This is a genomic window from Psychrobacter sp. PG1, assembly GCF_014897815.1.
In the GTDB taxonomy this organism is placed as follows: Bacteria; Pseudomonadota; Gammaproteobacteria; order Pseudomonadales; family Moraxellaceae; genus Psychrobacter.
The window spans coordinates 1-26,454 of the sequence record NZ_JABUZG010000013.1 but is presented as its reverse complement, the minus strand read 5'-3'; the positions used below and the strand labels follow the sequence as shown (position 1 = coordinate 26,454).

At 42.5% G+C, this 26,454-nt stretch carries 21 protein-coding genes; 10 read left to right on the top strand and 11 right to left on the bottom strand.

Going from position 1 to position 26,454, the window contains the following annotated elements:
- Nucleotides 1-173: 173 nt before the first annotated feature.
- Nucleotides 174-707, top strand: coding sequence for a hypothetical protein (locus tag INT03_RS00365; protein WP_193007127.1), 534 nt, complete (start codon nucleotides 174-176; stop codon nucleotides 705-707).
- 72 nt (nucleotides 708-779) lie between these two features.
- Here the strand turns inward: INT03_RS00365 and INT03_RS00360 are convergent, their stop codons facing one another.
- The 5 genes from INT03_RS00360 to INT03_RS00340 all read right to left on the bottom strand — a co-directional run bounded on the left by INT03_RS00360 (nucleotide 780) and on the right by INT03_RS00340 (nucleotide 6,735).
- Entirely contained in the window at nucleotides 780-1,436 is a 657-nt protein-coding gene (locus INT03_RS00360; protein ID WP_193007126.1) for a YsnF/AvaK domain-containing protein, read from the bottom strand.
- Nucleotides 1,437-1,697: 261 nt separating this feature from the next.
- Nucleotides 1,698-2,546 (bottom strand): DUF2382 domain-containing protein, encoded by an 849-nt coding sequence (locus INT03_RS00355; protein ID WP_045443477.1) that lies wholly within the window; start codon nucleotides 2,544-2,546, stop codon nucleotides 1,698-1,700.
- 428 nt (nucleotides 2,547-2,974) lie between these two features.
- Entirely contained in the window at nucleotides 2,975-4,156 is a 1,182-nt protein-coding gene (locus INT03_RS00350) for a thiolase family protein (RefSeq protein ID WP_193007125.1), read from the bottom strand.
- A 95-nt stretch (nucleotides 4,157-4,251) separates the two neighbouring features.
- Entirely contained in the window at nucleotides 4,252-5,610 is a 1,359-nt protein-coding gene (locus tag INT03_RS00345; RefSeq protein ID WP_193007124.1) for a homoserine dehydrogenase, read from the bottom strand.
- A gap of 270 nt (nucleotides 5,611-5,880) precedes the next feature.
- Nucleotides 5,881-6,735 (bottom strand): DsbC family protein, encoded by an 855-nt coding sequence (locus INT03_RS00340; protein WP_193007123.1) that lies wholly within the window; start codon nucleotides 6,733-6,735, stop codon nucleotides 5,881-5,883.
- Between the two features lie 412 nt (nucleotides 6,736-7,147).
- Between INT03_RS00340 and INT03_RS00335 the strand changes: the two genes are divergently transcribed.
- Nucleotides 7,148-8,077 (top strand): DUF808 domain-containing protein, encoded by a 930-nt coding sequence (locus INT03_RS00335; RefSeq protein ID WP_087814859.1) that lies wholly within the window; start codon nucleotides 7,148-7,150, stop codon nucleotides 8,075-8,077.
- Between the two features lie 104 nt (nucleotides 8,078-8,181).
- Here INT03_RS00335 and INT03_RS00330 read toward each other — a convergent pair whose 3' ends face one another.
- Nucleotides 8,182-12,501, bottom strand: coding sequence for an Rne/Rng family ribonuclease (locus INT03_RS00330; RefSeq protein WP_193007122.1), 4,320 nt, complete (start codon nucleotides 12,499-12,501; stop codon nucleotides 8,182-8,184).
- Nucleotides 12,502-13,711: 1,210 nt separating this feature from the next.
- Between INT03_RS00330 and INT03_RS00325 the strand changes: the two genes are divergently transcribed.
- Together INT03_RS00325 and INT03_RS00320 are read left to right on the top strand one after the other, a co-directional pair.
- Nucleotides 13,712-14,722 carry an RluA family pseudouridine synthase gene (locus INT03_RS00325; protein ID WP_193007121.1) on the top strand — a complete coding sequence of 337 codons (1,011 nt, stop codon included), beginning with the start codon at nucleotides 13,712-13,714 and terminating at the stop codon, nucleotides 14,720-14,722.
- Nucleotides 14,723-14,842: 120 nt separating this feature from the next.
- Complete coding sequence (locus INT03_RS00320; protein ID WP_193007120.1) at nucleotides 14,843-15,574, top strand: HAD family hydrolase; 732 nt, start codon at nucleotides 14,843-14,845, stop codon at nucleotides 15,572-15,574.
- A 109-nt stretch (nucleotides 15,575-15,683) separates the two neighbouring features.
- On the opposite strand, the gene yihA is transcribed toward INT03_RS00320, so the two are convergent.
- Nucleotides 15,684-16,475, bottom strand: a complete 792-nt coding sequence (yihA, locus tag INT03_RS00315; protein ID WP_193007119.1) for a ribosome biogenesis GTP-binding protein YihA/YsxC — start codon at nucleotides 16,473-16,475, stop codon at nucleotides 15,684-15,686.
- A gap of 409 nt (nucleotides 16,476-16,884) precedes the next feature.
- On the opposite strand from yihA, the gene INT03_RS00310 reads away from it, so the two are divergent.
- From INT03_RS00310 to INT03_RS00295, 4 genes are all read left to right on the top strand, one after another.
- Entirely contained in the window at nucleotides 16,885-17,220 is a 336-nt protein-coding gene (locus INT03_RS00310; protein WP_045455333.1) for a c-type cytochrome, read from the top strand.
- Between the two features lie 337 nt (nucleotides 17,221-17,557).
- Nucleotides 17,558-18,226, top strand: coding sequence for a c-type cytochrome (locus INT03_RS00305; protein WP_045443487.1), 669 nt, complete (start codon nucleotides 17,558-17,560; stop codon nucleotides 18,224-18,226).
- Nucleotides 18,227-18,673: 447 nt separating this feature from the next.
- Entirely contained in the window at nucleotides 18,674-19,816 is a 1,143-nt protein-coding gene (locus INT03_RS00300; protein ID WP_193007118.1) for a hypothetical protein, read from the top strand.
- Complete coding sequence (locus tag INT03_RS00295; RefSeq protein WP_055123485.1) at nucleotides 19,804-20,184, top strand: RnfH family protein; 381 nt, start codon at nucleotides 19,804-19,806, stop codon at nucleotides 20,182-20,184. The genes INT03_RS00300 and INT03_RS00295 overlap by 13 nt, the downstream gene beginning before the upstream one ends.
- Before the next feature lie 44 nt (nucleotides 20,185-20,228).
- On the opposite strand, the gene INT03_RS00290 is transcribed toward INT03_RS00295, so the two are convergent.
- Nucleotides 20,229-20,648, bottom strand: a complete 420-nt coding sequence (locus INT03_RS00290; RefSeq protein WP_193007117.1) for an outer membrane protein assembly factor BamE — start codon at nucleotides 20,646-20,648, stop codon at nucleotides 20,229-20,231.
- Nucleotides 20,649-20,975: 327 nt separating this feature from the next.
- Here INT03_RS00290 and fur point away from each other — a divergent pair, with 327 nt between their 5' ends.
- Nucleotides 20,976-21,410: a ferric iron uptake transcriptional regulator gene (gene fur, locus INT03_RS00285; RefSeq protein WP_045443492.1), complete on the top strand. Its 435-nt coding sequence runs from the start codon at nucleotides 20,976-20,978 to the stop codon at nucleotides 21,408-21,410.
- Nucleotides 21,411-21,558: 148 nt separating this feature from the next.
- Here the strand turns inward: fur and INT03_RS00280 are convergent, their stop codons facing one another.
- Nucleotides 21,559-22,680 (bottom strand): PilT/PilU family type 4a pilus ATPase, encoded by a 1,122-nt coding sequence (locus INT03_RS00280; RefSeq protein ID WP_055123483.1) that lies wholly within the window; start codon nucleotides 22,678-22,680, stop codon nucleotides 21,559-21,561.
- 168 nt (nucleotides 22,681-22,848) lie between these two features.
- Entirely contained in the window at nucleotides 22,849-23,904 is a 1,056-nt protein-coding gene (locus tag INT03_RS00275) for a type IV pilus twitching motility protein PilT (RefSeq protein ID WP_045443495.1), read from the bottom strand.
- 419 nt (nucleotides 23,905-24,323) lie between these two features.
- On the opposite strand from INT03_RS00275, the gene INT03_RS00270 reads away from it, so the two are divergent.
- On the top strand, nucleotides 24,324-25,019 hold the full coding sequence (locus tag INT03_RS00270; RefSeq protein ID WP_226951655.1) for a YggS family pyridoxal phosphate-dependent enzyme: 696 nt from the start codon (nucleotides 24,324-24,326) through the stop codon (nucleotides 25,017-25,019).
- Between the two features lie 11 nt (nucleotides 25,020-25,030).
- Here INT03_RS00270 and INT03_RS00265 read toward each other — a convergent pair whose 3' ends face one another.
- Nucleotides 25,031-26,305, bottom strand: a complete 1,275-nt coding sequence (locus tag INT03_RS00265) for a hemolysin family protein (protein WP_193007115.1) — start codon at nucleotides 26,303-26,305, stop codon at nucleotides 25,031-25,033.
- Between the last annotated feature and the right edge of the window lie 149 nt (nucleotides 26,306-26,454).

The following is a 26,454-nucleotide window of genomic DNA, read 5'->3' as shown; positions in this document are numbered from 1 at the left end:
TATATCTGGCTGAAATTATGAATGTTCAACACGCCCTATATTATTTGTAGACAGTAAAGTTGACTCCTCACAAACGTGTTGGCTATATTTTGTATTGATTGCTTACAAATTCAACATAGGCGTGAATTTATGGACACGCTATAGTGTTTAACATATTTATTTGGGAGAGTGTTATGACTATAGAATTATTAAAACAGTTGCGTACCTCTGTGGCGCTGACTGGCCTACTTGCTGGCGTCCTGACGATTAGTGCTTGTCAGCAACAGTCCGACACAGAGGCGGGTATAGATGATGGTGCCCATACCGAAGAAACGGTTCCAATGTCCGCTGAACCTGCTGAGCCTAATGAGGTGGTTGTCGATACAGCGGATGCATCGCTCAGTGAAGTACAGGATGATACCGTAGCTTCCGTCAATAGTGGAGTCAGTCAAATAGCCTATCTGTGCTCACCTGAGCTGAAAGTTAATGCAACTTATAAAGAAGATGCCAAGCAAGTAGTCATCGCGACTGATACGGGTACAGTGACATTAAATAAAACCAATGATGCCAGTAATCCAGAAGTGTTCGAAGTAGCAACCGCTATTGATGGCAGTCAGGGCTTTACCCAGTGGCGTGTAGCACACGAAGCGCGTGAGACGGGTGTGATGCGCACAGCAGGTACAGATGCGGCGAATGTCAGCACTTATGAATGTAAAAAAACCTCATAATAAGTAAGCAATCAGGAAAAAAGCAACGATAACGTTGCTTTTTTTATGTCTAGTTTTAATGAGTCAGCAAAATTATTTATGAGGATTAGCGCTAGACTCATGTGCCAAAAATCCTTCTTCCTTCACATCTAATTCTTCATGCTTAAGCACTACTTGGATACTATCTGTATGGGTATGAGTGGTTTTATTGATATCGATTTCTTGGATAGCATAAGTGTCTTTAGTAATGGTAGCCACTTGACGTGATAGGATAATTTCAATCGGCTCATCACCAATTTCGATCTGTTTGCCATTCACGGTAACGACTGCCTTGCTATCTAACGATGGCTCGACATGGCGCAATATATCCTTTTCATCATAATTGCCTGACAATAAGTCCTGACTTTTCGCATCGTGGTGTTCAGTGCGAATAGTAATATATTCTTCTACCAACTCAATAGGCACGTCAATGGTCTTAGTGCGAGCGTGCTTGGTCACCGTTACTTTACCGACATCTAAACGCTCTTTATTGATGACAGGACGCTCTTCTAATAGTTCCAAGTGTCCAACATTATGATTGCTCTTATCTATGTTGTTGCTACTTATATCATTACTTTCTATGTCATTAGCTAATGTGCCATTATGAGTATCAATTGGGACCGTTATAGCGTTTGGTGTCACTTGCTTCTTATGTAAACTCTCTTGTAGAAAGCTATCGTTCGGGATGCTGTCGTCGTGATTGCTAGTCATCATAATGTCCTTATCTTTATCAAATAATCGTTATACAATATTTTAGAGCCATTTTTGCAGATTTTGCAAGGTTAGCCTTATCAGATGTCACTAAGTATTTTTAATTCCTAAATATTTTTGAGTATAATAAGCAAAAAAAGACCAGAGGCATGCTCTGGTCTTAATTCACTAAGTAAAAATACTTAGCTGCTTATTACGGTCATGTATTGCTTGGCGATCTTATTTCTTAATGACAGCCAAACAGTATGACGGTTTAGCGTATTACATACCACGAGCGCGGCGTACGTCTTCTGCAGTAATACCATCACGGTCGATTATGTTGCCTTCGCGGTCTACTACGTTGCCATCGCGATCGATATCTAGTTCTTCACGTTGGATAGTCTCAACGATAGTTTCAGTATGACGTTCAGTGGTTTTACCGACGTTCACTTCTTCAGATACGTAAGTGTCTTTGCCAACGCGGGCACGTTCAGCCTCTAGTTCAACTTCAATGGTTTGATTGCCATCAATGTCACCGATACGGCGATCTGTTGGACGATCTACGTTAGTACGCTGGATATTAGCATGCTCTTCTTCTAGCTCAACATCGACATTGCGCTCTTCGGTCACTATATGCTTACCAACTTTAACCAAACCTGCCACGATACGATCTTTATTGACGGTCAAGCGCTCTTCTAGTAGCTCTAGTGTGTTTGGTGCGTCATAGGCATGGTCTGCAATCTCCATACGCTCTGCAACTGGAACAGTATCAGCGACAAATGCTTGACGATCCTTTTGATACTGATCTTTATAGCTATATTGATAATCGTGGTCATATACTTCCATGGCATCGACTTGAGACTTGGTCAAGCTGTCAAAGAATACGTCATCACCAACGATACGTGCCAGACCTGCTGGTACTAATACTTCTTTTGAGCTGAACCAGCCACCAGCATCAACGATCAAATAACGAATGCGACCAGTAGTGTCTTCTACTAATGCACCTTCAATTTTACCGATTTTTTCTTCATTGACGCCATAAGCAGTCTTACCTGTTGGGTCATAATAATCATCACCGATTAAATCTTTATGAGTAGCTTGGATATCTTTTAAACGAATTAGTTGGCTCATTGTTGTCTTCCTTTTTTATGAGTTAATCATTATTAATTATTTTAAAAACAATCGTTGTTTTGGAAAAGTTAAATTTCTAGTAAAAATATTTTTATAATAAAAGGTGTAGCAAGCCATGTGAGTAGCCTCTACATCGACTTGTAAGAATCTTAACATCATGATTTTCGATGAGATATATGAGCAAGGTAGCAAAGTGTGCGCTTGAAGTAATTGCGTGTAATAGGCTGTAAGTGGCATAACATAGCTGGGGTCAAAGATTAACGTGTCTTTACACAGAGCAATATTTCTAGCTTATTTAAGAGTCATAGACACAGAAAAACCGCAAAGCAAATAGCGATGCGGTTCCTGATATTTTGAAAGTTTTATAATAAACGATAATGATAGAAGCTAATTTAACGTATCAATCGATTAATTAATCTGCTTGAGTATCAAGCAAGTTCAATAGCAACAGCCACGGCTTCACCGCCACCAATACAAAGTGTCGCAACGCCTTTTTTGCCGCCAGTACGCTTGAGAGAGTTGATAAGCGTGAGCAAGATACGAGCACCTGAACAGCCTACTGGATGACCGAGTGCACAAGCGCCGCCTTCGATGTTTACTTTAGCATGGTCGATTTTTAGCTCGTCCATCGCCGCCATGGTTACCATTGCAAACGCTTCGTTGATTTCCCATAAGTCAACATCAGCGACTGACCAACCAGCACTAGCCAATACTTTTTCAATTGCACCAATCGGAGCAATGGTAAATTCGCTTGGGTGACGAGAGTTTGATGCGGTTGCAACGATACGCGCTTGATAATCAAGGCCTTCAGCTTTTGCTTGCGATTCTTTCATAACCACAACCGCTGCCGCACCGTCTGAGATTGAGCTGGCGTTTGCTGCCGTGATGGTGCCGTCTTTAGTGAAGGCTGGACGTAGAGTAGGGATACGCTCGGCATTAGCAAGCGCTGGTTGCTCATCGGTATCGACGGTTTGCTCACCTTTACGGGTTTTAAAAGTCACTGGTGTGATTTCATCTTTGAAGTGGTCATCTTTGATAGCAGTGAGCGCACGATTTAGCGATTCGATAGCAAACGCATCCATTTTCTCACGGGTATAGCCCTTTTCGTCGGCCATTTCCTGTGCGAACATACCCATCAGTTTGCCAGTTTCAGCATCTTCTAAACCGTCTAAGAACATGTGATCTTTGACTTCTTTATGTCCCATACGGTAGCCGCCACGTGACCCTGGCATGATGTATGGCGCATTGGTCATTGATTCCATGCCACCAGCGACTGCCACATTGAAACTACCAGCCTTGATGCCGTCATGTGCTTGCATGACTGCTTTTAGCCCTGAACCACAAAGCTTGTTAATAGTGACAGCGCCAGTTGCATCAGATAAACCTGCATTACGCATCGCTTGACGCGCAGGACCTTGACCCAAGCCTGCGGTCAAGATACAGCCCATAATGACCTCGTCAATACTATCGACTGCCACACCTGAGCGTTCGACAGCGGCTTTAATAGCAGCACCACCAAGTTCAGTTGCGCTCATATCTTTTAGTGCGCCTTGGAAGCCACCCATTGGGGTACGTGCGCCGTTTAAAATTACAATTGCATCATTTGACATCGTTATTATTCCTTTTACGTATTTTAAATGAGTTTGTTTTAATTAAAACCAAACGCGGACTAGATAGCATCTTTTAGGCTCAATAACTGCGGGCTTTATGCTAGCTCATCTAAGCGAATGCGTACTACTTTATCAGTAATGGTCTCTAATTTTTCAATTTTTTCGATGGCTAGATTCATCTGACTTTCGACCACGGGCAGCGTCAAAATAATAACTGGAACTTGACCAACTTTGTGCGCAGGTTTTTGTAAAATTGCGTCGATATTAATACCAGCATCACTTAGAATGCGAGTAATATCTGCCAACACACCAGGGCTGTCATAAGCGTGTACGCGTAAATAATAACCGGTAATCATCTGCTCAGCGCGCAATATGGGCGTGTCTGATAGCTGCTCAGGGATAAATGCTAAATGCGGCACATGGTGACCGTGATTGTTTTGATTACTGTTGCTTTCATCGTGACTGTCTTTGCTACCTAGAACACGCACCAAGTCCATCACATCGGCCATCACCGCAGAAGCCGTCGCACCAGCGCCAGCACCATCACCGCAATATAACGTCTGTCCAAGCGGATGGGAGTTTACCAATACCGCATTTTTTACGCCATTGACGTTGGCGAGTAACGCATCCTGCGGAATAAGCGTTGGGTGTACGCGCAGCTCGATACCAGAAGCCTCATCATTACCTTGACCATCACGGCGTACGGCAAAGCCCAAATGCTTGATACGGTAGCCAAGCTCTTCTGCATAGTTAACGTCTTGTAAGGTGATGCCAGTGATACCTTCACAGTAGACCTTGTCAAATTGCAGCGGAATACCAAAGGCGATAGAGGCGAGTAATGCCAGTTTATGAGCCGCATCAATACCTTCGACATCAAAAGTCGGATCTGCTTCCGCATAACCCAATTCTTGCGCTTCGCTCAACACGTCGGCAAACGGGCGACCTTTGTCACGCATTTCGGTCATGATAAAGTTGCCAGTACCGTTGATGATACCTGCTAGCCAATCGATTTTATTGGCAGCGAGCGCTTCACGCATGACTTTGATAATGGGGATACCGCCTGCGACTGCTGCTTCATAAGCGACATGGACGTTATGCTCTTCAGCAAAGGCAAAGATTTCGTTGCCATGTTCTGCTAATAGCGCCTTATTTGCAGTCACCACATGCTTACCGTTTTTAATGGCGTGCATAATTACGTCTTTGGCAAGGGTCGTACCGCCAATCACCTCGACAACGATATCGACATTGTCGCTTGCAGCAGTTGCCATCAAGTCACTGTTTTGCACAATATTGGGATCAATATCATCACGATGACGGCGCGTACCAACTTCGGTAATGATAATGTCGCGTCCGCTACGGCGTTTTAGCTCATTTAAGTTGTCATTGATTAGATTGATCACGCCCGTTCCGACGGTGCCCAGACCAAGTATCGCTAGTTTGATGGAATTACTCACAGTATCCTCAAGAGGTTAAATATAATGAACCAATGATAACGCTGTCACAGAGTCAAATGCACATGCGCTACTAGCTGTAGTATTTGCGTGCATTTTGACAGTCGCAGCTTTATCGATTTTTCATTACAGTTGAATAAAAAATACTCAAATAAAAAGTATGCTGCTGATTTTTCATAGCGCTTTATCGTATCATACCGACAAGCAGTTGTGACGTCTACACAATGTCACCATCGTCATAGATATCACAAATACCTGAAACAATAACAGATTTTAGCTAGCACCGACAGCTTGAGCCAACTCCGCCGCAGGTAGATAGCCGCCTACTTGCTGACCAGATTCTGTAAAGATAGCGGGAGTACCACGCACACCAAGTTTTGCACCCAATGCCATGTGTTCTTGTACAGGGCTGGCACAGCTAGGCGCTTGCACATCAGCGCCCATTTTTCCTTGATTCATGGCCGCCTTACGATCTTGACTACACCAAATGGCTTCCATTTTTGGCACCGATTCCTGACTGCGCGGCCATGCCAAATAACGTACTTCGATACCACGTGCATTGATATCATCCATCTCTTCATGCAATTTGCGACAATAACCACAGTCTGCATCGGTAAAGGCATAGACCACTGACTTCGTTTCGCCTATTGCTGGATAAATCACCATGTCTTTTTTATCGACGGCTTTTAGGGCTTCTTGTGCGGTACTAGCAACCAATGCCGCACTGATATCGATAGGCGCAGCCTCGCCAACAGCAATAATCTGACCTTGGATAATGTGTTTGCCAGACTTATCAGTAAAGAAAGAAGGCAGTCCTTCCGCTGTGACCCAATAAATACCATCCATATCTGTTGGTACGGCTGAAATGATATTTTCTTCAATACCGGACGTATTTAAATTCGCCTGCAACGCCTTTACCACGGCAGCATCGCTATCAGCGGATACGTTACTTGTACTGGTTTTAGCATCGGTATTATTGACGATACTGGTGTTGCTGGTCGCATCTGCTGCATTGTTTGAGCAGCCCGCAGCAACCACAACAAGCAGTGCACTCATCATAAAGCGAGATAAATTATTTCGAGAAAAGCGGTTTTGAGCAAAGGTGTTTTTTGCAATCGGGGATGACATATATAGGTGTCCTGTAGGCATCGTGCCTAATCGTGAAGTCGTTTTAAGAAAATGATACTAAATTTCTATATAAAGCAATACGTATCGATATTGTCTTAAAGGTTTAAAATTAAAAGGTTTTTTTACAATTTAATAATTATAAAAGGTGAGTAATCATGTCGCCTATATTAACATATTTATGGCAAATAACAGCCACAGGCTATGAGGTGATATAGGGAGGTGAGGGTAGCAATAATAGTAGTAGGCATAAACGTCAATTCAAAAAAATAAGATACATTTGTACTATTTAATATCGACGCTTGCCCTTGTAGTCTACGGCTAATAACAGTGTTTTTATAAAAATTCATATAAAACTATTGGTATCAGTTATTTTTAACCCTTTATTTCAATAAATTTTTGCTAAGGAGCACACATGGCAGGTGCCAGTTTATTAACCCTACTTGATGATATCAGTGTGATATTGGATGATGTTTCCGTCATGACCAAAGTCGCTGCTAAAAAAACCGCTGGTGTATTGGGCGATGATTTGGCGCTCAACGCAGAACAGGTCACGGGTGTCAAAGCCAATCGTGAGCTTCCAGTGGTCTGGGCGGTCGCCAAAGGCTCATTTATTAATAAACTTATTCTAGTACCAGCGGCACTCTTGATTAGTGCTGTTTATCCACCGCTGGTCACTTTTTTACTAATGTGTGGTGGTTTGTTTTTGGTTTATGAAGGTGCTGAAAAAGTCATTCATCGATTTTGGCCGCATGCTTTGCCGCATGATGAGGAGCAAAATGCTCGTCGGCAAGCCAATGCTGATGAGACTATAGATTTGGTCGCTTTTGAAAAGGAAAAGATCAAAGGTGCAGTACGTACGGATTTTATTCTGTCAGCTGAGATTATCGTGATTGCCTTGGGATCAACGGCAAGCGCCACTTTATTAGAACGAAGCTTGGTGCTGTCTATTTTAGCCATCGGTATTACGATTGGTATTTATGGCTTGGTCGCTGGTATCGTGAAAATAGACGATGCAGGTCTGCATTTAATGGAACAAGAAGGGGCGTTCAAGCAAAAATTGGGCAAGTTAATGTTTGCAGCGGCACCAAAACTGATGAAGTTTCTATCTATCGCTGGCACGTTGGCGATGTTTTTAGTAGGCGGTGGTATCTTAGTGCATGGTATCGGCTTCTTACATCATGGAGTAGAGGATATCGCTGATTTAACGGGTATCTTTGAAAGCTTAACGACAACGGTATTAAATGGCGTCATTGGTTTTATTATTGGTGCTGCGGTTGTGGCTATCTTAACAGTTATTAGTAAAATTCGTGGAAAGGACGACACAGCGTCATCTGCACACTAAGTCAGTTACCTGTGCTTTAGCTTTATATTTTTTGTAATTTTTTTTCGTAAAAAAGCCCCAAAGTTGCTGACAACTTTGGGGCTTTTGCATTGGGCGTTATACGATTAGCTTTCGCTATCTGAGTCATCAGCCTCTAGTTTTTCAGCTTGCGTGGGCTTTTTATGCTCCGTTTTAGGCTTACGGCTACGTGCCTTTGGTACTTTTGGCGTGGTCAAATTAAACATACCAGTCTGTGGCAGCAGTTGTTCAGCCACATTTTCAATCATGTTTTTATAACTGGCAATCGTGGTTTTTGATTTAGCAGCCTGACTGTCGTCTTTGCCTGCTTCTTTGGTATTGATAGGTTGCTCTACCTTAGGCTCATCTGCTGGCTTAATTTTTTCAACGTCAGCTTCTTGAGTATTAGCCTCTTCAATGTCAGCAGCTTCGCTATCGTCATGTGCCCCGTCAATCTTTTCAGCTGCTACGCGCTCAGCAATCATAGTGTCTTCATTCGACGGCTCGTTAGTTGCTTCTACTAGCGCTTGATCTGCTTCTAGTAATTGTTCGCTGTGAACACTGATATTATCAGCCTGAGCTTGATTGGCTAGCGCATTTGCCTCAACATCATGAGCATCCACATTGTTATCATCATGTTCAATAACCGCTTGCTCAGTATCAGCCGCTTGTTCGGTCGGTAGACTCAACACTGCGGGCTCCTGATAACTAGGATGTTGACCACGTGGATCGTTGCCAGCACGCTTACCAATGGCGCGTGGTTCGACGTCTGTTTTACCTTGCGTTGCCGCAAATTGACTGACCGCTTGTGTCATCGTTTTAAAGCGCGTCAGGTAATCTGCCGCCAATGGCTGATAGCCATAGTTGCTAAAGTCGAAATTGCTGTCCTCAACTTTAGTATCAGCAGTCAGTGTGACGTTCGTCTCAATGTTGGCTGATTTGTTAGCTGATTTTGCTTGCTGCGTATGTGCATCGATAGCAGCAATAAAGCAACTAATGACACCGTCATTTTTCAAACGACTTTCTGCATCTGCCAATGCTTGACGAACAAAATCACCAACGGTGCCACGAATAGTCGATGGGCTTGCTACTGCAGGCTCAGCTACTGGTGGTTGTTCAGTTGCTTGCACTTGCTGACTACGAACCACACGTGGATCATTACTAGCCTGACCAAACTTCTCAGCAGTCACGTAGCGTTTGGCAAATAATGCTTCGTGCGTTAGTGCCAGTGCTGAGTTGTTCTTATCATTTGCGCTATGACCACTTGCGCTATGACTGTCATTGGCATTGCTAACATCGGCATCACTGTCGATGACGTCAACAGTGTCACTATGCGCTTTTTCTGTCGATTCTGATTCTGGCTGCTTTGGCGTTATTGCTACGCTGTCCACGTCAGTATCCACAGATTTTGAATGGTCAGCTTGGTCTTTGGTAACGCTGTTAGATGTTGGTTGCTCATCTACAGCAGGTTTTTTGTCAGTAGTATTACTGTCTGTTTTCGGGGCATTATTTTGTCCCTTGTCCTCAGTGGTGCTAACGTTAACATCATCAACATTAACATCATGTGTTGCTACAGTGCCTTCGTCGTTACCCTTCACAGCAGCTGTTTCAGGAGCAATTTTTTTGTCATTGCTCTGCTGATTATCACTTTGCTGTGTATTAGCTTTTTTTGTAATGCTTTCTTTATTAACATCATTTACTGACTTTTGCTTTTCAGTAGACTGAGGTTTTGTCTGTATAGACTTACTGTCATCTAGAGACAAGTGCACGACTTCTGGCGATTTCAGCTCAACGGCTGCTTCATTGACCTGTAGCACGACTTCATTAGGATCTTGATTTCGACGCGTGTTAGAGTGATTTTTTCGGCCGTTTGCACCTGTCGTCGCTTGCTGATTGGGTTGCTTAATGTTTTCAGCTGTTAGTGTCTCGCCGCGCTCTAACTTGCCACGTGAGCCGCGTTGGCTATGCGATTTACGCTTCGCACGAGTTTGCTCATCTGCCGTATTACTGTCTTTATCAGCATCATCATTGCGCTCGTTTGCATGGTGGCTACTGTCTTGACGACTGCTGTTTTGCTGGTTATTATCTTGACGATTGTTGCGGTTGCGCTCATTCGTGCGTCTGGTATCCTGCTGACGTTTGTTTTGATTGTCAGCCTGCTTGTCATCAGCGTTATTTGCCGCATTATTTGAGGTATTGTTCTCGGTATCGCCGCTTACTTCATTGCTTGACTCTTCTGCCTGATCTTTTCTTTGACGAGGTTTAGAAGATCTAGATTTACGCGGCTTACGTCTTCTTCTATCTTCATTACTGCTATCATCATCGGTGTCGCTGTCTGAGTTACGACGCGCTTGTTGACGATTAGCATTGTTGTCGGATGGTTGTTCGTTATTTTCCTGACTGTTCTGCTGATTTGCTGGTACATTGTTCGATGCACCCGTTGATGGATTACTCAGAGCACTGCTATCCACTTGTCCAAATGAGCCTAAGCTTTGTGCGCCATTATTTACTAGTGCTTCAATGGCTTGTGCTGCATCACGACTACTGACGCTAGGCGTCGTTGAGGCTTGTGGTGCTTGCGCAAATAGGTTTGATAACCACGCCACTGCTTGTGGCTGAGCTGCTGTCTCAACATGTGCAGGAGCTGTAGTTGCTGCTACTGGAGCAACAGGGGCAGGGGCTGCTACACTCTGGTTGTTGTTTGCTTGTGGCGCGCGCGCCGATGAAACGTTGGTCGTATTTTTATTATTACGATGGTCGTTGCTGTGTTTACTATGCTCAGCTGTACTGGTCGGTTTGTTTGATTGGCTAGCAGTATTAGTATCATTGCTCGCTACCTGACGTGGCTGGCGCGTTGGCTGTTGCTCTGGACGCTCTTTTTCAGCCGTTTGCCAGTCAACTTCATAACCCAAATCGCTATGTTCTTGCGCTGTATCCGTAATACGCTCATAGCTTGAAGGCGCAAAGCCATCACGGTTAAAGTGTAGTTTAAAGTTAGGCGACTCTAAATGCGCGTGTGGCAAAATCGTGATACGCGTGCCACTGTCTTGCTCAAGATAAACTAAGGCATCACGTTTTTCATTTAACAAGAAAGCGGCGATATCTGTTGGAACTTCTGCTTGTACTTCGCCTTGACGTTCTTTTAGCGCGATTTGTTCGATCTGACGCATAATTGACAGTGACAATGAGCGCAAGTCACGAATCATGCCATTACCATGGCAGCGTGGGCAGATATAACCGGTTGACTCTTCTAGTGATGGACGCAGACGCTGACGGCTCATCTCCATCAAACCAAACTTAGAAATATCACCAAATTGCACACGTGCACGGTCATATTTGGTGGCATCGATCAGACGTTTTTCGACTTCTTTTTGATGCTTATTGTCATTCATATCAATAAAATCAATGACAATCAAACCACCCATATCACGCAAACGTAGCTGACGGGCAATTTCATCGGCTGCTTCTAGGTTGGTATGATACGCAGTTTCGGCAACGTCTGAACCTTTGGTCGACTTGGCTGAGTTGATATCGATAGAGACTAGTGCTTCCGTTTGATCAATAACGATTGAGCCGCCTGATGGCAAACGCACTTCACGCTGATACGCGGTTTCGATTTGCTTTTCGATATTAAAGCGCGAAAACATGGGCTCATAATCGGTATATTTGCGTAGCTTTTCTGCTTGTTTTGGCATCACTGCATCGATAAATCCTGCCGCTTCAATGTAAGCGTTTTCATTATCAATCCAAATCTCAGCGATATCATCACGTAGATAATCACGAACGGCACGGGTTACAACGCCCGCTTCTTGGTGAACCAAGCGCGGCGAAGGATATTTCTGGTTTTGTTCTTGAATGGCTTGCCAGATATTCAGTAAGTGGTTTAAATCATGCTGCAAGTCTTCTTGAGTTTTACCAATACCCGCGGTACGAATAATGACACTCATACCTTTTGGTAAATCAAGATTGCTTAGCATACGCTTCATGTCTTCACGAAGTTTGCCTGAAATTTGACGTGAAATACCGCCGCCACGAGGGTTGTTTGGCATCAATACCAGATAACGACCAGCTAATGAGACATACGTCGATAGGGCAGCGCCTTTGTTACCGCGCTCCTCTTTTTCGACTTGGACGATTAATTCATCGCCTTCTTTGATCAGTTTTTTGATATTTTCGTCACGTGGATTACCGCTTAAGTATTCAGCAGAGATTTCACGAATGGGTAAAAAACCTTGGCGCTGTGAGCCATATTCGACAAACACCGCTTCAAGCGATGGCTCGACACGGGTCACATGACCTTTATATATATTGGATTTTTTTTGTTCACGAGTACGGTTTTCAAGATCGAAATCGTAAAGATGATTGCCTTTACATAAGGCGACACGAATTTCTTCGTTTTGAGTAGCGTTGATCAAAATGCGTTTCATATTTGTATCCTATGAGTACGCATAACAACGACGAGACGGGCTTTAGAGCGCAATGGCAAGTATGGCTAATATTTAAATTAGCATGGGCAGATGTTAATCAACGATAGAACGTAAATCATGGGTTAATAAAGCACTTGGGCTTTGTCAATGGCTTGTTTTTTACCTAAAGTGTGTTAGCAAAACTAACGTAAATATAAAATTTATAGGGTGTAAGGCTATCTATTTATATCCTATTATTGATAGGTTTGGTACAAATATTAATGCGTCAGCATGCGATTCAGTTTTACTATCAGCAAGCTTTATTGGTAGTCATGCCAGCTTACTTTGTAAGAGCAGGCGACGGGCAGTGACGAGATTCAATATACTGATATTCAAAATGCGTTGTGCTGCTGCAATCCATCCATCAAAGTCTAGCAATAATATCGCTGTTATAAATACCATTATATGAAATGGTGATATTCAGCAATTATTTGTTTAGGTAAAGCAATTGGTCACTCTTTATTTATCGTTCTTTCTGGTATAACGTCAATAATATCTTGGGTGTTTTACGGTTAGGTGTCGCGGCTCCGGTGATCAGCGGGGCGTACTTGGCAAACAGAATAAATGACCAAACTATCGGTGTGGTGTTGTATTCATATCTTTTTTATCGTTATCTGTTTGACCACCAATACGTAGGCAGCTATCGATATACTTCTCGATCCTAATGCTAAACAACCCATACTTGCTCAACTACACTTGCGTAAAGGACCGCCAGATAACCAGTCATTAAATCATGAATAATTATCAAATAAAGTCGTTGTCATGCAGGTTGTGAGTCAATGTAGTGTCATTATCGGTCAATAAACAGGCGCTTAGCCAAACTTATCAACGCTGAATTTATGAACACAAAGGTATTTAGTGTCACTATTTATTCTATGGTACTGAGTAAAGTCAGTACGATACTTTCATTTTACAATTTATGGGGACATATCTATAAATATCTACAAGTGATATTTCTAAACAGATACTGCGCCCTAAAATTCGATTAAACATACAATGTTGGCAGGGTATACCGCTAATACCTTTTCACTAAAAGTTCGTAAAAATGGTAATGCGCTATTTAGAACAACAACAATGATTATTGCGGCAGTCTCTGCTTAATTGTCGCTCAACATGCTAAACTATAGCAAATCTTTCTGTAAATACCTAACTAAAAATGACGAAGCCAAAAATGACTGACGACGCACCTACCCATGAAGCCCCTGCTATTTTTAATAGTAAAACACGCCCGCAAAGCGCTGATGATGAAATCAGCAACTTTGGTAAGGTAAATTATCTTGAAGTAACCCGCCATCAACACGATCAGCGCTTGGATAACTTTTTGTTGAACCGTTTAAAAGGTTTGCCAAAACCGCATATCTATAAAATGATTCGCTCAGATGAGATTCGGGTCAATAATAAACGCTGCAAAGCGCACGATAGAGTACAGCGTGAAGACGTGGTACGTATCGCGCCAGTGGTACTTGCTACCCGCGAAAAACCAATTATCAGTGCCGAGTTTGCTAAAAGCTTGTTAGCGCGCGTAGTGTATGAAGACGAAGGAATGCTAGTACTGAATAAGCCTTCTGGCATCGCCGTTCACGGTGGTAGTGGCTTAGACTTTGGTGTTATCGAAGCCATGCGTGAAGTGACAGGTAAAAAATACCTAGAGCTGATACATCGCATTGATAAAGACACCTCAGGTTTATTGATGATTTCTAAAAAACGCTCAGCGTTAAAAGCGTTGCAACAGCATCTCGTCGATAAAACTATCCAAAAGCATTACTTATGTATCGCTAAAGGTCAGCCAGCATTAAATGAGCAACGCATTGATGCATCATTGCTACGCTATACAGTTGCTAGTGGTGAACGCCGCGTCAAAGTAGATGCGCAAGACCCACAATCTAAAGAAAGCCAGACGGATATCGTCGTTCATGGTCGTTTTATGATTGCTGATCAGCCAGTTAGTTTAATTGAAGCCAAACCACTGACCGGTCGCACTCATCAAATCCGTGTGCATTTGGCTCATATTGGTCACGCTATCTTGGGTGATGATAAATATAATGTGCATGATAAATCAGGCGTCCATCGCCTGTGTCTGCATGCGTGGCGTTTAGACATTCCAGGCTATGAAACTATTACTGCACCGCTACCAGATGACATGGCAGATTGGTTGCCAGAGCAAGTTAAATTGCCTGAATAAGTCGCCAAATAAAATTTTTAAGCATTAACTTTAAACGTCACAAACGCTTATTTTTCTTAATAAGTCGCCGTGACGTTTTCGTATCTACCATTTATTATTGATATTCGTTAAGGTCTATTTATGAGCAATCAATCTGTCGCTAGTATCTCTAGCGCTTCCAAAGGAACTCAGTTATCAGCCAGCCATCGTTTAGCGGATAAGACGCTGATTATTTTTGATTGGGATGGGACGCTGATGGATTCCATTGGATTAATCGTTGAGTCAATGCATGTGGCAGGAGAGGCGCATGGGTTCCAGACCACCGATAAAGCTGTACAAGACATCATTGGGCTGAGCTTAATGAATGGCATTGAGATTTTGTATCCGCAAGCCAATGACACGCAAAAGCTTGCGATTCAGCAAAGCTATGCAGACCACTATATTGCCAACAGCCACAGTACACCGCTTTTTGCACCGATAGAAGGGATGTTGCAGACCCTACAAGCCCAAGGTAAAAGTCTCGCGGTTGCAACTGGTAAAAAGCGAAAGGGCTTAGACCGCGTATTAGATGCTTCAGAGAGCCACCATTATTTTGTGATGACCCGCTGTGCCGATGAGGCAGGCTCAAAACCTGACCCGCAGATGTTGACCGATATTTTGGATTATACGCAGCAGCAAATCGCCGATGCTGTTTTCATAGGTGACAGTATCTACGATATCCAAATGGCAAAGGAACTAGGCATGACCAGTATTGCGGTGAATTATGGTACAGCATCACCTGCAGAGCTCGTCGCACAGCAACCCACTTATCAGGTTGACACGCCACAAGCGTTGGCTGAGCTACTATGCACTTCAATAAAAGCACTTCAATAAAGGTGCTTAAATAAAAATCTTTTTAGATGCTGAAAATGATAATAAAAAAAAGGGTTATCGATAATAACGATAAACCCTTTTTACTTGGAGGCGATAATGTTTATTTTCTTTATTTTTGAGTGCTATCCTTCTGAGCACTGTCCTTTTCAATAGAGCCTTTTTCGATGTTGTCTTTTTCAATCGCTTCTTCCAACTCAGCGCCTTCTAGTAACGCAAAAGAGGATTCAATGATTTTGTCTGCCTCAAGCTGATACTCATACCAATTGCCCATGACACCAGCCAGCTCATCAAGACCTTCTTTTCTTAATGCTGAAAATAGCTGAATGCTACAGTTCAATCCCAGTTCTTTTAGTCTTTTACGAGTATTAAGTAACGCATTTTTAGATGCGCCATACTTTAGCTTATCCGCTTTGGTTAGCAAGATATGCACCGGCAGTTCACCATCATTTGCCCAACGTAGCATTTGCTCGTCAAAGAATTTCAATGGATGACGAATATCAGTCATGAGTACCAAACCTGCAAGGCTTGAGCGCGCCACCAAGTATTCTTCTAGCTCAACCTGCCATTCTTTTTTCATCTCAAGCGGTACGGCTGCATAGCCATAACCTGGCAAATCCACCAAACGTCTATCAGCATCACCAATACTAAAAAAGTTAATCATCTGCGTACGACCAGGCGTTTTAGATGAGCGTGCCAGTTGGCGTTGGTTGGTTAAGGCATTAATAGCAGAGGATTTACCTGCGTTTGAGCGTCCTGCAAAGGCAACTTCTAAGCCCATATCGGGTGGGCAGAGACGAAAAGTAGGTGCTGACATCATAAACTCAGTTTGCTGAATTTTTTGACGAGATTTAGTGTTGAACAATGCATGTTCGGCGGCGACATCAGTAAACGGGGTACTCATAAATGGCTCATTAATCTTTAAGAAATTGGATACGGTTATAAAATTTTAATCAACTGGTTGTCGAGAAGACAGTGCATTAGACAAAAAATCGTTACGAAGTTATTCATCATAACTTTCAATGTTTATTGGTCATAAACACAGTCATTTCAAGTTATCGACTATTCTATACTATTACTTATCTTACTTATTGAAATAACTATGATTAGCATCACATAAATGACAGAATACCATTAAAATAAGCGCTCATTAGAGCAAGTTGCCGCTTTTATTCATGCGTTACCAAAGCCAAACTATATTTATCTATATTTATACGACATACATTGTTACAATGTTTAATAAGATATACTGAACGAACGACGTTTAATAGCAAAATTGATTAAACGAGAGAAGCATCAAAAGGAGGTGTTCTATGGTTTCAATCAATGCACTTTTTAGCCAGACCTACCGAGTTTTAGTAGGTAGCGGAGCGGCATTACTGCTCAGTAGTGCCATCATGACTAGCGCTAATGCTGCTGATATTGCAGCTACCTATGATAACTCATGTGCTGCCTGTCACGATAGTGGGGCGCTGAACGCCATCAAAAAAGGTGATAGTGCCAAATGGCAACAGCTTATCAAACAAAAAAGCATGCCGACACTTATTAATTCCGTCAAAAGTGGTATGACGCAGATGCCTGCTGGTGGTCTTTGTAACAGTTGTAGCGACGATGATTATCGTAAGTTGATTGAGTACATGAGTAAGTGAGACGCTGACCGATAAAGCAACACAATACGACACATTATAAAACAACTTAAAAAAGCGCTGGGTTTTTTAGCCTGTAAGCGCTTTTTGTTTTTTGTTGGCATACCTGTCTATGTGTTAGAAAAACTGATGGATGTGACGATTAAGTAGGCAAATGCTACAAAGTCTTGCTATAATAATCGAAAATAAACCCTGATGTTAGTAAGTACTTTCAGACTGCTTGTGGCCAAGACCTTAAAACATATACCTATTAACTAATAGTAGGGTGGTTTATATGAGGTATCTTATCAGTGCAATCACTCTAAATAATGCTTACGCCGAGCTAGTAGGATTTGTATCAATGAAAAAGTTAATCGCTGCTGCCAGCTTATGCGTTGCAAGTTTCAGCGTACAAGCTGCTATTATTGTTCCTGAGTACGACGTCAATGCCGGTAAGCAAATTGCAGAAACGGTTTGTGCTGCTTGTCATGGTGTTGATGGTGTCAGTGTTGTCCCTGCGCAGCCTAACTTGGGTGGCCAAAACGTAAAATATCTTTACAAACAGTTGGTCAACTTTAAAGCAGGTTATCGCAAGAACGGTATTATGCAATCACAAGTTGCAAATTTATCGCAGCAAGATTTAGCCAACGTGGCTGGTTATTATGCTAGCCAAGCGCCTTGGGGTGTTGGATTTGGTAATCCTGCGACCAATCAAGAAGCCACTAAGCTATTCTTAGGTGGTGATAAGTCACGCGGTGTCATCGGTTGTGCAGGCTGTCATGGTCCAGATGCTGCTGGTAATACTTGGGCGGCATTTCCACGCTTAGGTGGTCAGCATGCACAGTACATCGCAACTCAGCTAAAACTATTCCGTGCGGCTGGCCGTGTTGATGATGTTGATAGTGATGAGCAAAAACGTGTCAATGATGCTGCGAAAGAAGGCGATATGGGTATGATGCAGACAGTCGCATCGAAACTGTCGGATCGTGATATTCGTATCTTGTCAGATTATATCAGTGCTGTTCACTAATTCATTGATATCAGCTACGAGTGGCTAATGCACGTTACCTCGCTGAAATTAATAAGTACTTGACCATATATCCGCCATTGTTTCATTATTAAACCCCGATTTCGGGGTTTTTTTATAACTGTTCATCCCTTATATTATAGAGACCTTATAGTTATTTCATTATAAAAGAGTCGCTGCATTAACCTCGCTTGAAGTATTGAATATATATTTGCTTCTGGTTACCTTGTGCTTCTTTTAAATTGAATCGACTATTATAAAATAAAACTGCTTACAGAGGCCTATCGTTGCTCTGTATCATGATAAATTATCGTTATTCACTTTATACCAAACCCACAGAGTATGATTGGCAGTGTCAAACTTGTTTCGTCTACAATGCGTAGTACGGACACTCGTTTTCCTAGCTATTCTCATTTTTGTGAAAGGTATTAGATCGTTTGGATTTAGATTATGATGATCCGTTATGCTTCTTATTTTATCGCGGCACTGCTACCGCTACTGCTGTTTCGTTGGTTTGCACCAGCATCCATTGGTGAGATTGACTTTTGGTTACTCTGGCTATTGGCTATGGTATTGGTATCCTTGCCCGTTGTTTATGCGGAAATTGCCTTAGCCTACCGTAGTGTTGATGCGCCATTAGCAGGGATGCAAAAGCTTACTCGCGAAGCAGATGCCAGCCCAATATGGCGTAGTTTTGGGTGGCTCGCCGCGCTGGTCTCCATTCTGATTGCGGCGTTAGTGATCTCAGGCGCGAGCACAGGTATTTTGGCGGCATTGACGGAGCTTAATAGCGCTCCTGCTATACCAGATTTTGCGATCGCTGCTGGCCTGATGGTCATTGCTGTGTTACTCAGTTTATTGGGCGTTGTGCCGTTACCGATTGGCCTGGGATTAATGATGATAGGCTTGTTGCTCGGCGTGGCAAATGGCATACCCAATATTGACTTTGCGATGACTAATATCAGCTTAAATGAATGGGCGCGTGCAGTCGCGTTAGCGTTGGTTAGTGTGGGTGCAGGCACAGGCTTATACTGGTTTGGTCAAAACTTGGTAACTAAGCAAGTGGCAACAGCGGTAGACACAGACAATATCAATGCACAAAAACCTGCTCGCAGCCGTGCGCCGAGTGAGTATCGGGCAACCAAATTGGTACTCCCGATTTGGATATTGCAATTGATCGTTGGGGTTGTGGCGTTATCTATTAGTGGCATGGCATTGCCACCGATTGGACAGCTATCGTATTGGATAGGGGTGTTATTTGTCGCCAGCTATTTGCTGCATTATAGTACCCAGCAATTAGCGCATAAGTTTGGGCTACTGGTCAGTTTGGTATTAACCTTTGTCTTGGCGCTTTTGTTAGTCGTTATCATACCAACTGTTTGGCTGGTCGGACTGTTAGTGATTATTAGCAGCATAGCGGTATTATTGCTGTCTATCTTTGCGGGTTGGCAGATGAAAATTAGTCATCTGCGTAAGTCATTAAATTTTGGCAATGAAGCGTTTTATAACTTATGGCGAATAGCGATTCGTTTGATTGTGCCACTAGCACTGTTATTGGCATTGATAGGTTGGGTGATGCAGTGGTTGAGTTAACCGCTAATGGCATTCAATCTGATAACAATTGTGCGCCATCATCTGAGCAGACCATGCTAATGACTGTTTATTTGGCATATGCTGAAGATGCAAAATGTCAGCATTATTTAACCTTACAGGTTAATAATGAAACAAGTTTGTATGAGGCATTGAGGCAGGCAGGATGGTTGGTGAAATTTCCAGCGTTAGCACGTTGGTGTGAGCAAGTGGCAGATATTACCACGCCAACGGCGAAGCGTTGGCATGTGGGTATCTATGCACAAAAACAGCCGCTCAGCTATCGCTTGCAGCCTTTTGATCGTATTGAAGTATATCGCAGCTTAAGCGCTGATCCCATGTCTCAGCGCAAAAATAAATCTCGAGTTTAAGCGATGTTGCGCCATCTATCATCAAAGCCAGTTGCCGTTCTTGATTATGAGACAGGTAGGCTTTCGATACCTTCAATACGATTGACCAAACCATTATTATCAAAGTAGATAATTAAGTGCTGACTGGCATTTTTGACATCAGCAATACCTTTGCGGCTACCTTCTGTCCCTGCTTTGTAATCGTAAATATAATCCCAACGCTTAGGTTCTAAGGTGTCTCTAATAGCTGGGCTACCAAGGATATAAAGGACTTGGTTTTGATTCATACCCACTTGCAGTTTTTGCGCTTGCGCTTGAGTGATGGCAGTGCCTTGTGGCAAATCAATCTTATAAACACTCAATAATGAGCAGCCAGACATAGCGACAGTAGCGCTAAGCATACTGGTTATGACAATCTTGCGTAATACGCTTGCAGGGCTTAACGGACGAAAAGTTAATGTCTTTATCATGGTAAGATGACTCATAAGAAATGAATTAGGCGCAGCCAGAGGTTGTTAATGCGAGTCTGGCCGACAATCTTGGACAAATGATACGTCATTTACTTGCAATTTCCTACCACTTACGACATTATTTACCAAATGCTACCTGAGTCATTTTATTATTTATATTTTAAATTCATAGACTTGCGTTAGGATTATTATAGAAAATAACAGACTTGGAAATCAGGTCAAATCAGCCAGTCTGCTGTTATTAAAATGTTTCATATACTATAAAAAATAATCATTAACGATTATTTATCTCATATTTTTGGTTCTTTATTTGCTAAGACTGTCACAGTCAGAAGGGATATTATGGCTTCTTTTACCAATCAAGATTTACGTAAAGCGGGATTAAAAGTCACGTTACCTCGCATCAAGATTTTAGAGCTACTAGAGAGTGCAGAGTTGCATCATATGAGTGCTGAGGAGGTTTATAAGGCACTGATAGAGCAAGGTGAGGATGTGGGTTTAGCGACTGTCTACCGAGTACTGACACAGTTTGAACAAGCTGGTATCGTCGAGCGTCATAACTTCGAAAATAATTTATCGGTGTTTGAGATTACCCAAGAAGGCCATCATGACCATTTGGTTTGTGACGTTTGTGGCAAGATTATAGAGTTTCATAACGAAGTCATCGAAGAAGAGCAACTTAAAGTCGCAGAAAAGCACGGATTTAAGTTATCAGGTCATTCATTGGTGCTATACGGTATTTGTAATGACCAAGAGTGTCGGGATAGCATCAAGTAATTTTTTAATAGGTGAGCATGATCTACCTTTGATATCGTTTTTAGTACATTATCGCCATGTATAAAATAAGAAAAGCCCTCATAATAATATGAGGGCTTTCTTATAATTTTTTATGGAAAAAACGAATAACAACGCTCAAAAGCCATGCTTAACTGATATCTAATGATAAGTTATCCGCACCTTCATCCAGATTGGCTGTGCCATTTTTACTGCTGAGTTTGATTTTTAGGCGCAAATCATTAGGAGAGTCAGCATGAAGAATCGCTTCTTTATAGGTGATTTCTCCTTGCTCATATAAGTCAAAAAGAGCCTGATCAAAGGTTTGCATACCGCTATCCCGCGATCGTGTCATGACATCTTTGATTTCATGAACCTCACCTTTACGGATATAGTCACTAATCAGCTGTGAGTTCAATAAAATTTCGATAGCCGCACGGCGTCCTTTACCATCAGGAGTTGGGATGAGCTGCTGCGCAATAATGGCTTGCAAGTTGAGCGACAAATCCATGAATAACTGATTGTGGCGACTGGTTTCAAAAAAGTGAATGATACGGTCAATCGCTTGGTTGGCGTTGTTGGCGTGTAAGGTTGCAAACACCAAATGCCCTGTCTCAGCGTACTGGATCGCGTAGCTCATGACTTCACGGTTACGAATCTCACCAATCAAAATAACATCAGGTGCTTGGCGTAACGTGTTCTTTAGCCCTGCCTCAAATGAATGGGTATCGATACCAACTTCACGCTGGGTAATAATACAACCACGATGTTTATGAACAAACTCGATAGGATCTTCAATGGTAATGATGTGACCATGCGAGTTTTGATTACGGTGTCCGATCATAGAAGCAAGGGTCGTTGATTTACCTGTACCCGTTGCACCCACTAGCAGAATGATACCGCGTTTTTTCATTGCCAACTCTTTTAACGCGGGCGGCAAACGTAGCTCTTCGACAGTTGGAATTTTATTTTCAATTTTCCGTAAAATCATCCCTGCCATATCACGCTGTATAAAGGCACTGACCCGAAAACGTGCTTGCTGTGCTTCATCAGCAATGGCAAATTGGCACTCGTTGGTCTCTTCAAACTCTTTTTGCTGGTTTGGTGTCATGACGCCTTTGACCAATCGCATGGTTTGCTCAGCGGTTAAAGGCGTTTTACCAACAGGCAAAATTTTGCCATTCACTTTCATGGAAGGCGCTACATCAGCGGTAATAAAAAGGTCCGAGCCATTTTTATTGATCATTAACTGCAATAGTTTATCAATGTCCATATCGTACCTGCATTCGATGTAAATCGATTAAAAAAGTATTTAAAATCATGTTTTAAAAATCGCCAGTAGCAATAAAAGTAAGGCATATCATGGCTCATGAATGCTTGTATTATGGACTCACACATCAATCGTCAATCATTATAAGCCAGTGACGCACGATTAATAATATTACAAGAATGCCTCAGGCTGTTTGGCATAAGGACGGGCTACGTCTTTACTAATGGTGCCTTTTGCTACTAGGTTTTTGAGCGTTTGATCCAGCGTAATCATACCTTCACCTGCACCTGTTTGGATAGCAGAGTACATTTGAGCGATTTTATTCTCACGTATCAAGTTACGGATAGCGGGTGTGCCGAGCATGATTTCATGTGCTGCTACACGTCCGCCTGCTTGACGACGCAAAAGTGTTTGTGAAATAACGGCTTGTAGTGACTCTGATAGCATCGCCCGAATCATGTCTTTTTCTGCGGCGGGGAATACATCAATGACACGGTCAATGGTCTTGGCGGCAGAACTGGTATGCAAAGTGCCAAAGACTAAGTGACCAGTCTCTGCTGCTGTCAATGCCAAGCGAATGGTCTCAAGGTCACGTAGCTCACCGACCAAAATAACATCGGGATCCTCACGTAGGGCCGAGCGCAATGCAGGTTCGAAACCCAAGGTATCGCGGTGCACCTCACGTTGGTTAATCAGGCTTTTCTTGGAATCGTGAACAAATTCGATCGGATCTTCAATAGTTAAAATATGCTCTTTACGGCTCTCGTTGATATAGTCAATCATGGCAGCCAGCGTTGTGGACTTACCAGAACCTGTCGGACCCGTGACCAATACTACGCCACGTTTAAAGTCTGACACGCGCTTGAATACATCACCCATACCGAGGTCTTCCATCGTTAAGACTTTGGACGGAATAGTACGAAAGACAGCGCCCGCCCCACGGTTTTGATTGAATGCGTTTACCCGAAAACGTGCTAGGTTAGGAATCTCAAAAGAGAAATCCGTCTCATAAAACTCTTCAAAGTCAGCGCGCTGCTTATCATTCATGATGTCATAAATAAGCTGATGCACAACCTGATGAGTCATCTCTGGCATATTAATACGGGTCATTTCACCATCAACACGTATCATTGCTGGCATACCGGCTGAAATATGTAAATCTGATGCTTTATGCTTAACCGTAAAGCGCAGCAAGTCTTCGATGCTTAAATTGTTTTTTTCAGCCATAATCGGATATTCCTATCAATCAATAAGGGTAGGACAAAAGAGCAAAAAAGGGGAGTGATTCTCAATCGATAAACGATCTGATTAAAGTCGGTCACGTTAATAAAGGAGTAGCGATGGTCTTTACCATTACTATTATATTCAGTAGCATATGTTAAACCATGTAACAATATAATAACAAGACTACTGACAATTAACCATCTACTACACCAATAAAATGTAAAATTAGTCATTATGAGTGTCGATTTATAGATTGATGCTTATTGAGTTTTTTATATTAGAAGACATTTATAAAAAGTTTAACCATAGCTAATAAAAGTTCATTATATAAGTCATTAAAAATATAAGTCATTAAAAGTGACTGATTAAAAAATGGATTAAATTATTCTCGTGAGTAATATATGAAAGAAATAGAAAATAACATGGATAGCCAAAATCTTATGGCGAGCTGGCAGCAAGTGAGCAAGCAAATGACTCAAGCGTGTGAGCATGCGGCACGACAAGCAGATAGTGTGACGTTGCTGGCAGTTTCCAAGACCAAACCAGCTGATATGATTGCTACTTTGGCTCAGCAAGGACAGCAGCACTTTGGTGAAAATTATCTGCAAGAAGCCATCGAAAAAATCGATACGCTAAAACGACAGCCAGAAACTAAAGGCATTGTTTGGCATTATATTGGTAGTATCCAGCGCAATAAGACCCGCGATATTGCTGAGCATTTCGATTGGGTACAAACGGTTGAGCGTGACATTATTGCTCAACGCCTAAACGACCAGCGCCCAGCTGAGCTACCCCCACTGAATGTATTGATTCAGTTGAATATCGATAACGAAGAAAGCAAATCAGGCTGCCTGCCAGCACAGCTACCTGATTTGATAACTGCTATCAAGGGGTATGACAGGTTACAGCTGCGTGGTTTGATGATTATTCCTGCTAAGGGAGGTACGGATGCTTTTACCCGTACCAAGCAGTTATTTGATGAGATTAAAGAGACTCATGCAGAGCTAAATGCTTGGGATACACTGAGCATGGGCATGAGCGGTGATATGACAGAGGCGATAGCCAGTGGTTCAACGATGGTGCGCGTTGGTAGCGCCATATTTGGCGCACGAGCTTAAGTTTTTATTTATCAGACAGTCTCATTCATTCTAGTCACCAGCATCTGAGTGATTTTGAGATTGTCCGTTGCGATAATCTCAAATCGATAATTGGCATACTCGATAGTATCGGTTTTCTTTGGAATCTTGCGTAGCATGTACATCATAAAGCCACTAATGGTTTCATAGTTCTGACTGCGTGGCAGATCAACGATATCTAAAGCGCGTACGACGTCTTCGATAGGAGTCATGCCATCGATTAGCCACGAGTTGTCAGTACGTTGAACAATGGGTTGCTCCTCCAAGGTGACAAGCTCGCCCATGACGATACTCATCACATCTTTAAGCGTGATGACACCCACTACCAATCCATACTCATTCACGATGACGGCAAAGTCAGCGCCTGTAGATTTAAACATCTCTAATACTTCAAACAAGGACAAGGTATCAGGAACGAAGAGTGCAGGTTTTAGTAGGGCTTTGTCTGTTAAGCTGACCTCTTGCTGGTTAAGAACCAATGCCAAAAAACTGCGCGACTCTACATAACCAATAATATGCTCTAGATCATCTTCCTGACAGACCAAAAATTTGTTATGTGGTTGTTCAATCATCACTTCAACGACTTTTTCAGTGCTCGTTTTGGTATCAAAATAAACAATATTTTCACGTGGATTCATCACCGACGTTACGGTGCGCTCTTGCATGTCAAAGATATTTTCTATCAAATGATGTTCTTGTTTTTTGAGCACACCAGCTTCAGCACCAGCATCCATGACAGCATAAATATCTTCTGGCGTCATATCGTCTTGTCGTATGGTTGAAATACCCAGTAATTCAAAGATGACATTTGCTGCACCATCAAATATCCAAATCACGGGTTTGAATATAAAAATCAATAGCATCATTGGTCGTACGAGACGTACAGCGATAGCTTCAGTGTTTGACATCGCCAATCGTCTAGGCATTAAATCAGCGAGCAGAGAAAACAAACTGGTGATCAGCACAAATGATATGACGGATGACACTGCTTCATTCTTCACCAAAAGCTCTAGATAAGGGCTAATAGCTGACTCACCTACCGCACCAGCTGAGATAGCGACGGCATTCAAAACCACTTGTACGACAGTAATAAAACTGCCAGGGTGCTCTTGCATTTTAAGGACGTCAAATGCGCGGACATCCCCTTCTTTTGCCATGATTTGTAGCTTGATTTTGCGACCAGCAGCGATGGCAATCTCGGCAGCGGATACAAAGGCGCTTAGGGCAAGCAATAACAGAAGAAAGATACTAGCAGTTAGCAAACTCATGACATACTCGGTAAAAAAATATAAGGATTAAAATAATTGGAGTTAAAGAATGAATGGGTTGGAAATACAAAAAAGAAAGTGTTGTGTATAACAGCTTGGCGTTAAAAATTGGGTGGTGTATCAAAAAGTATGCTGGGGTAATAAAGGAA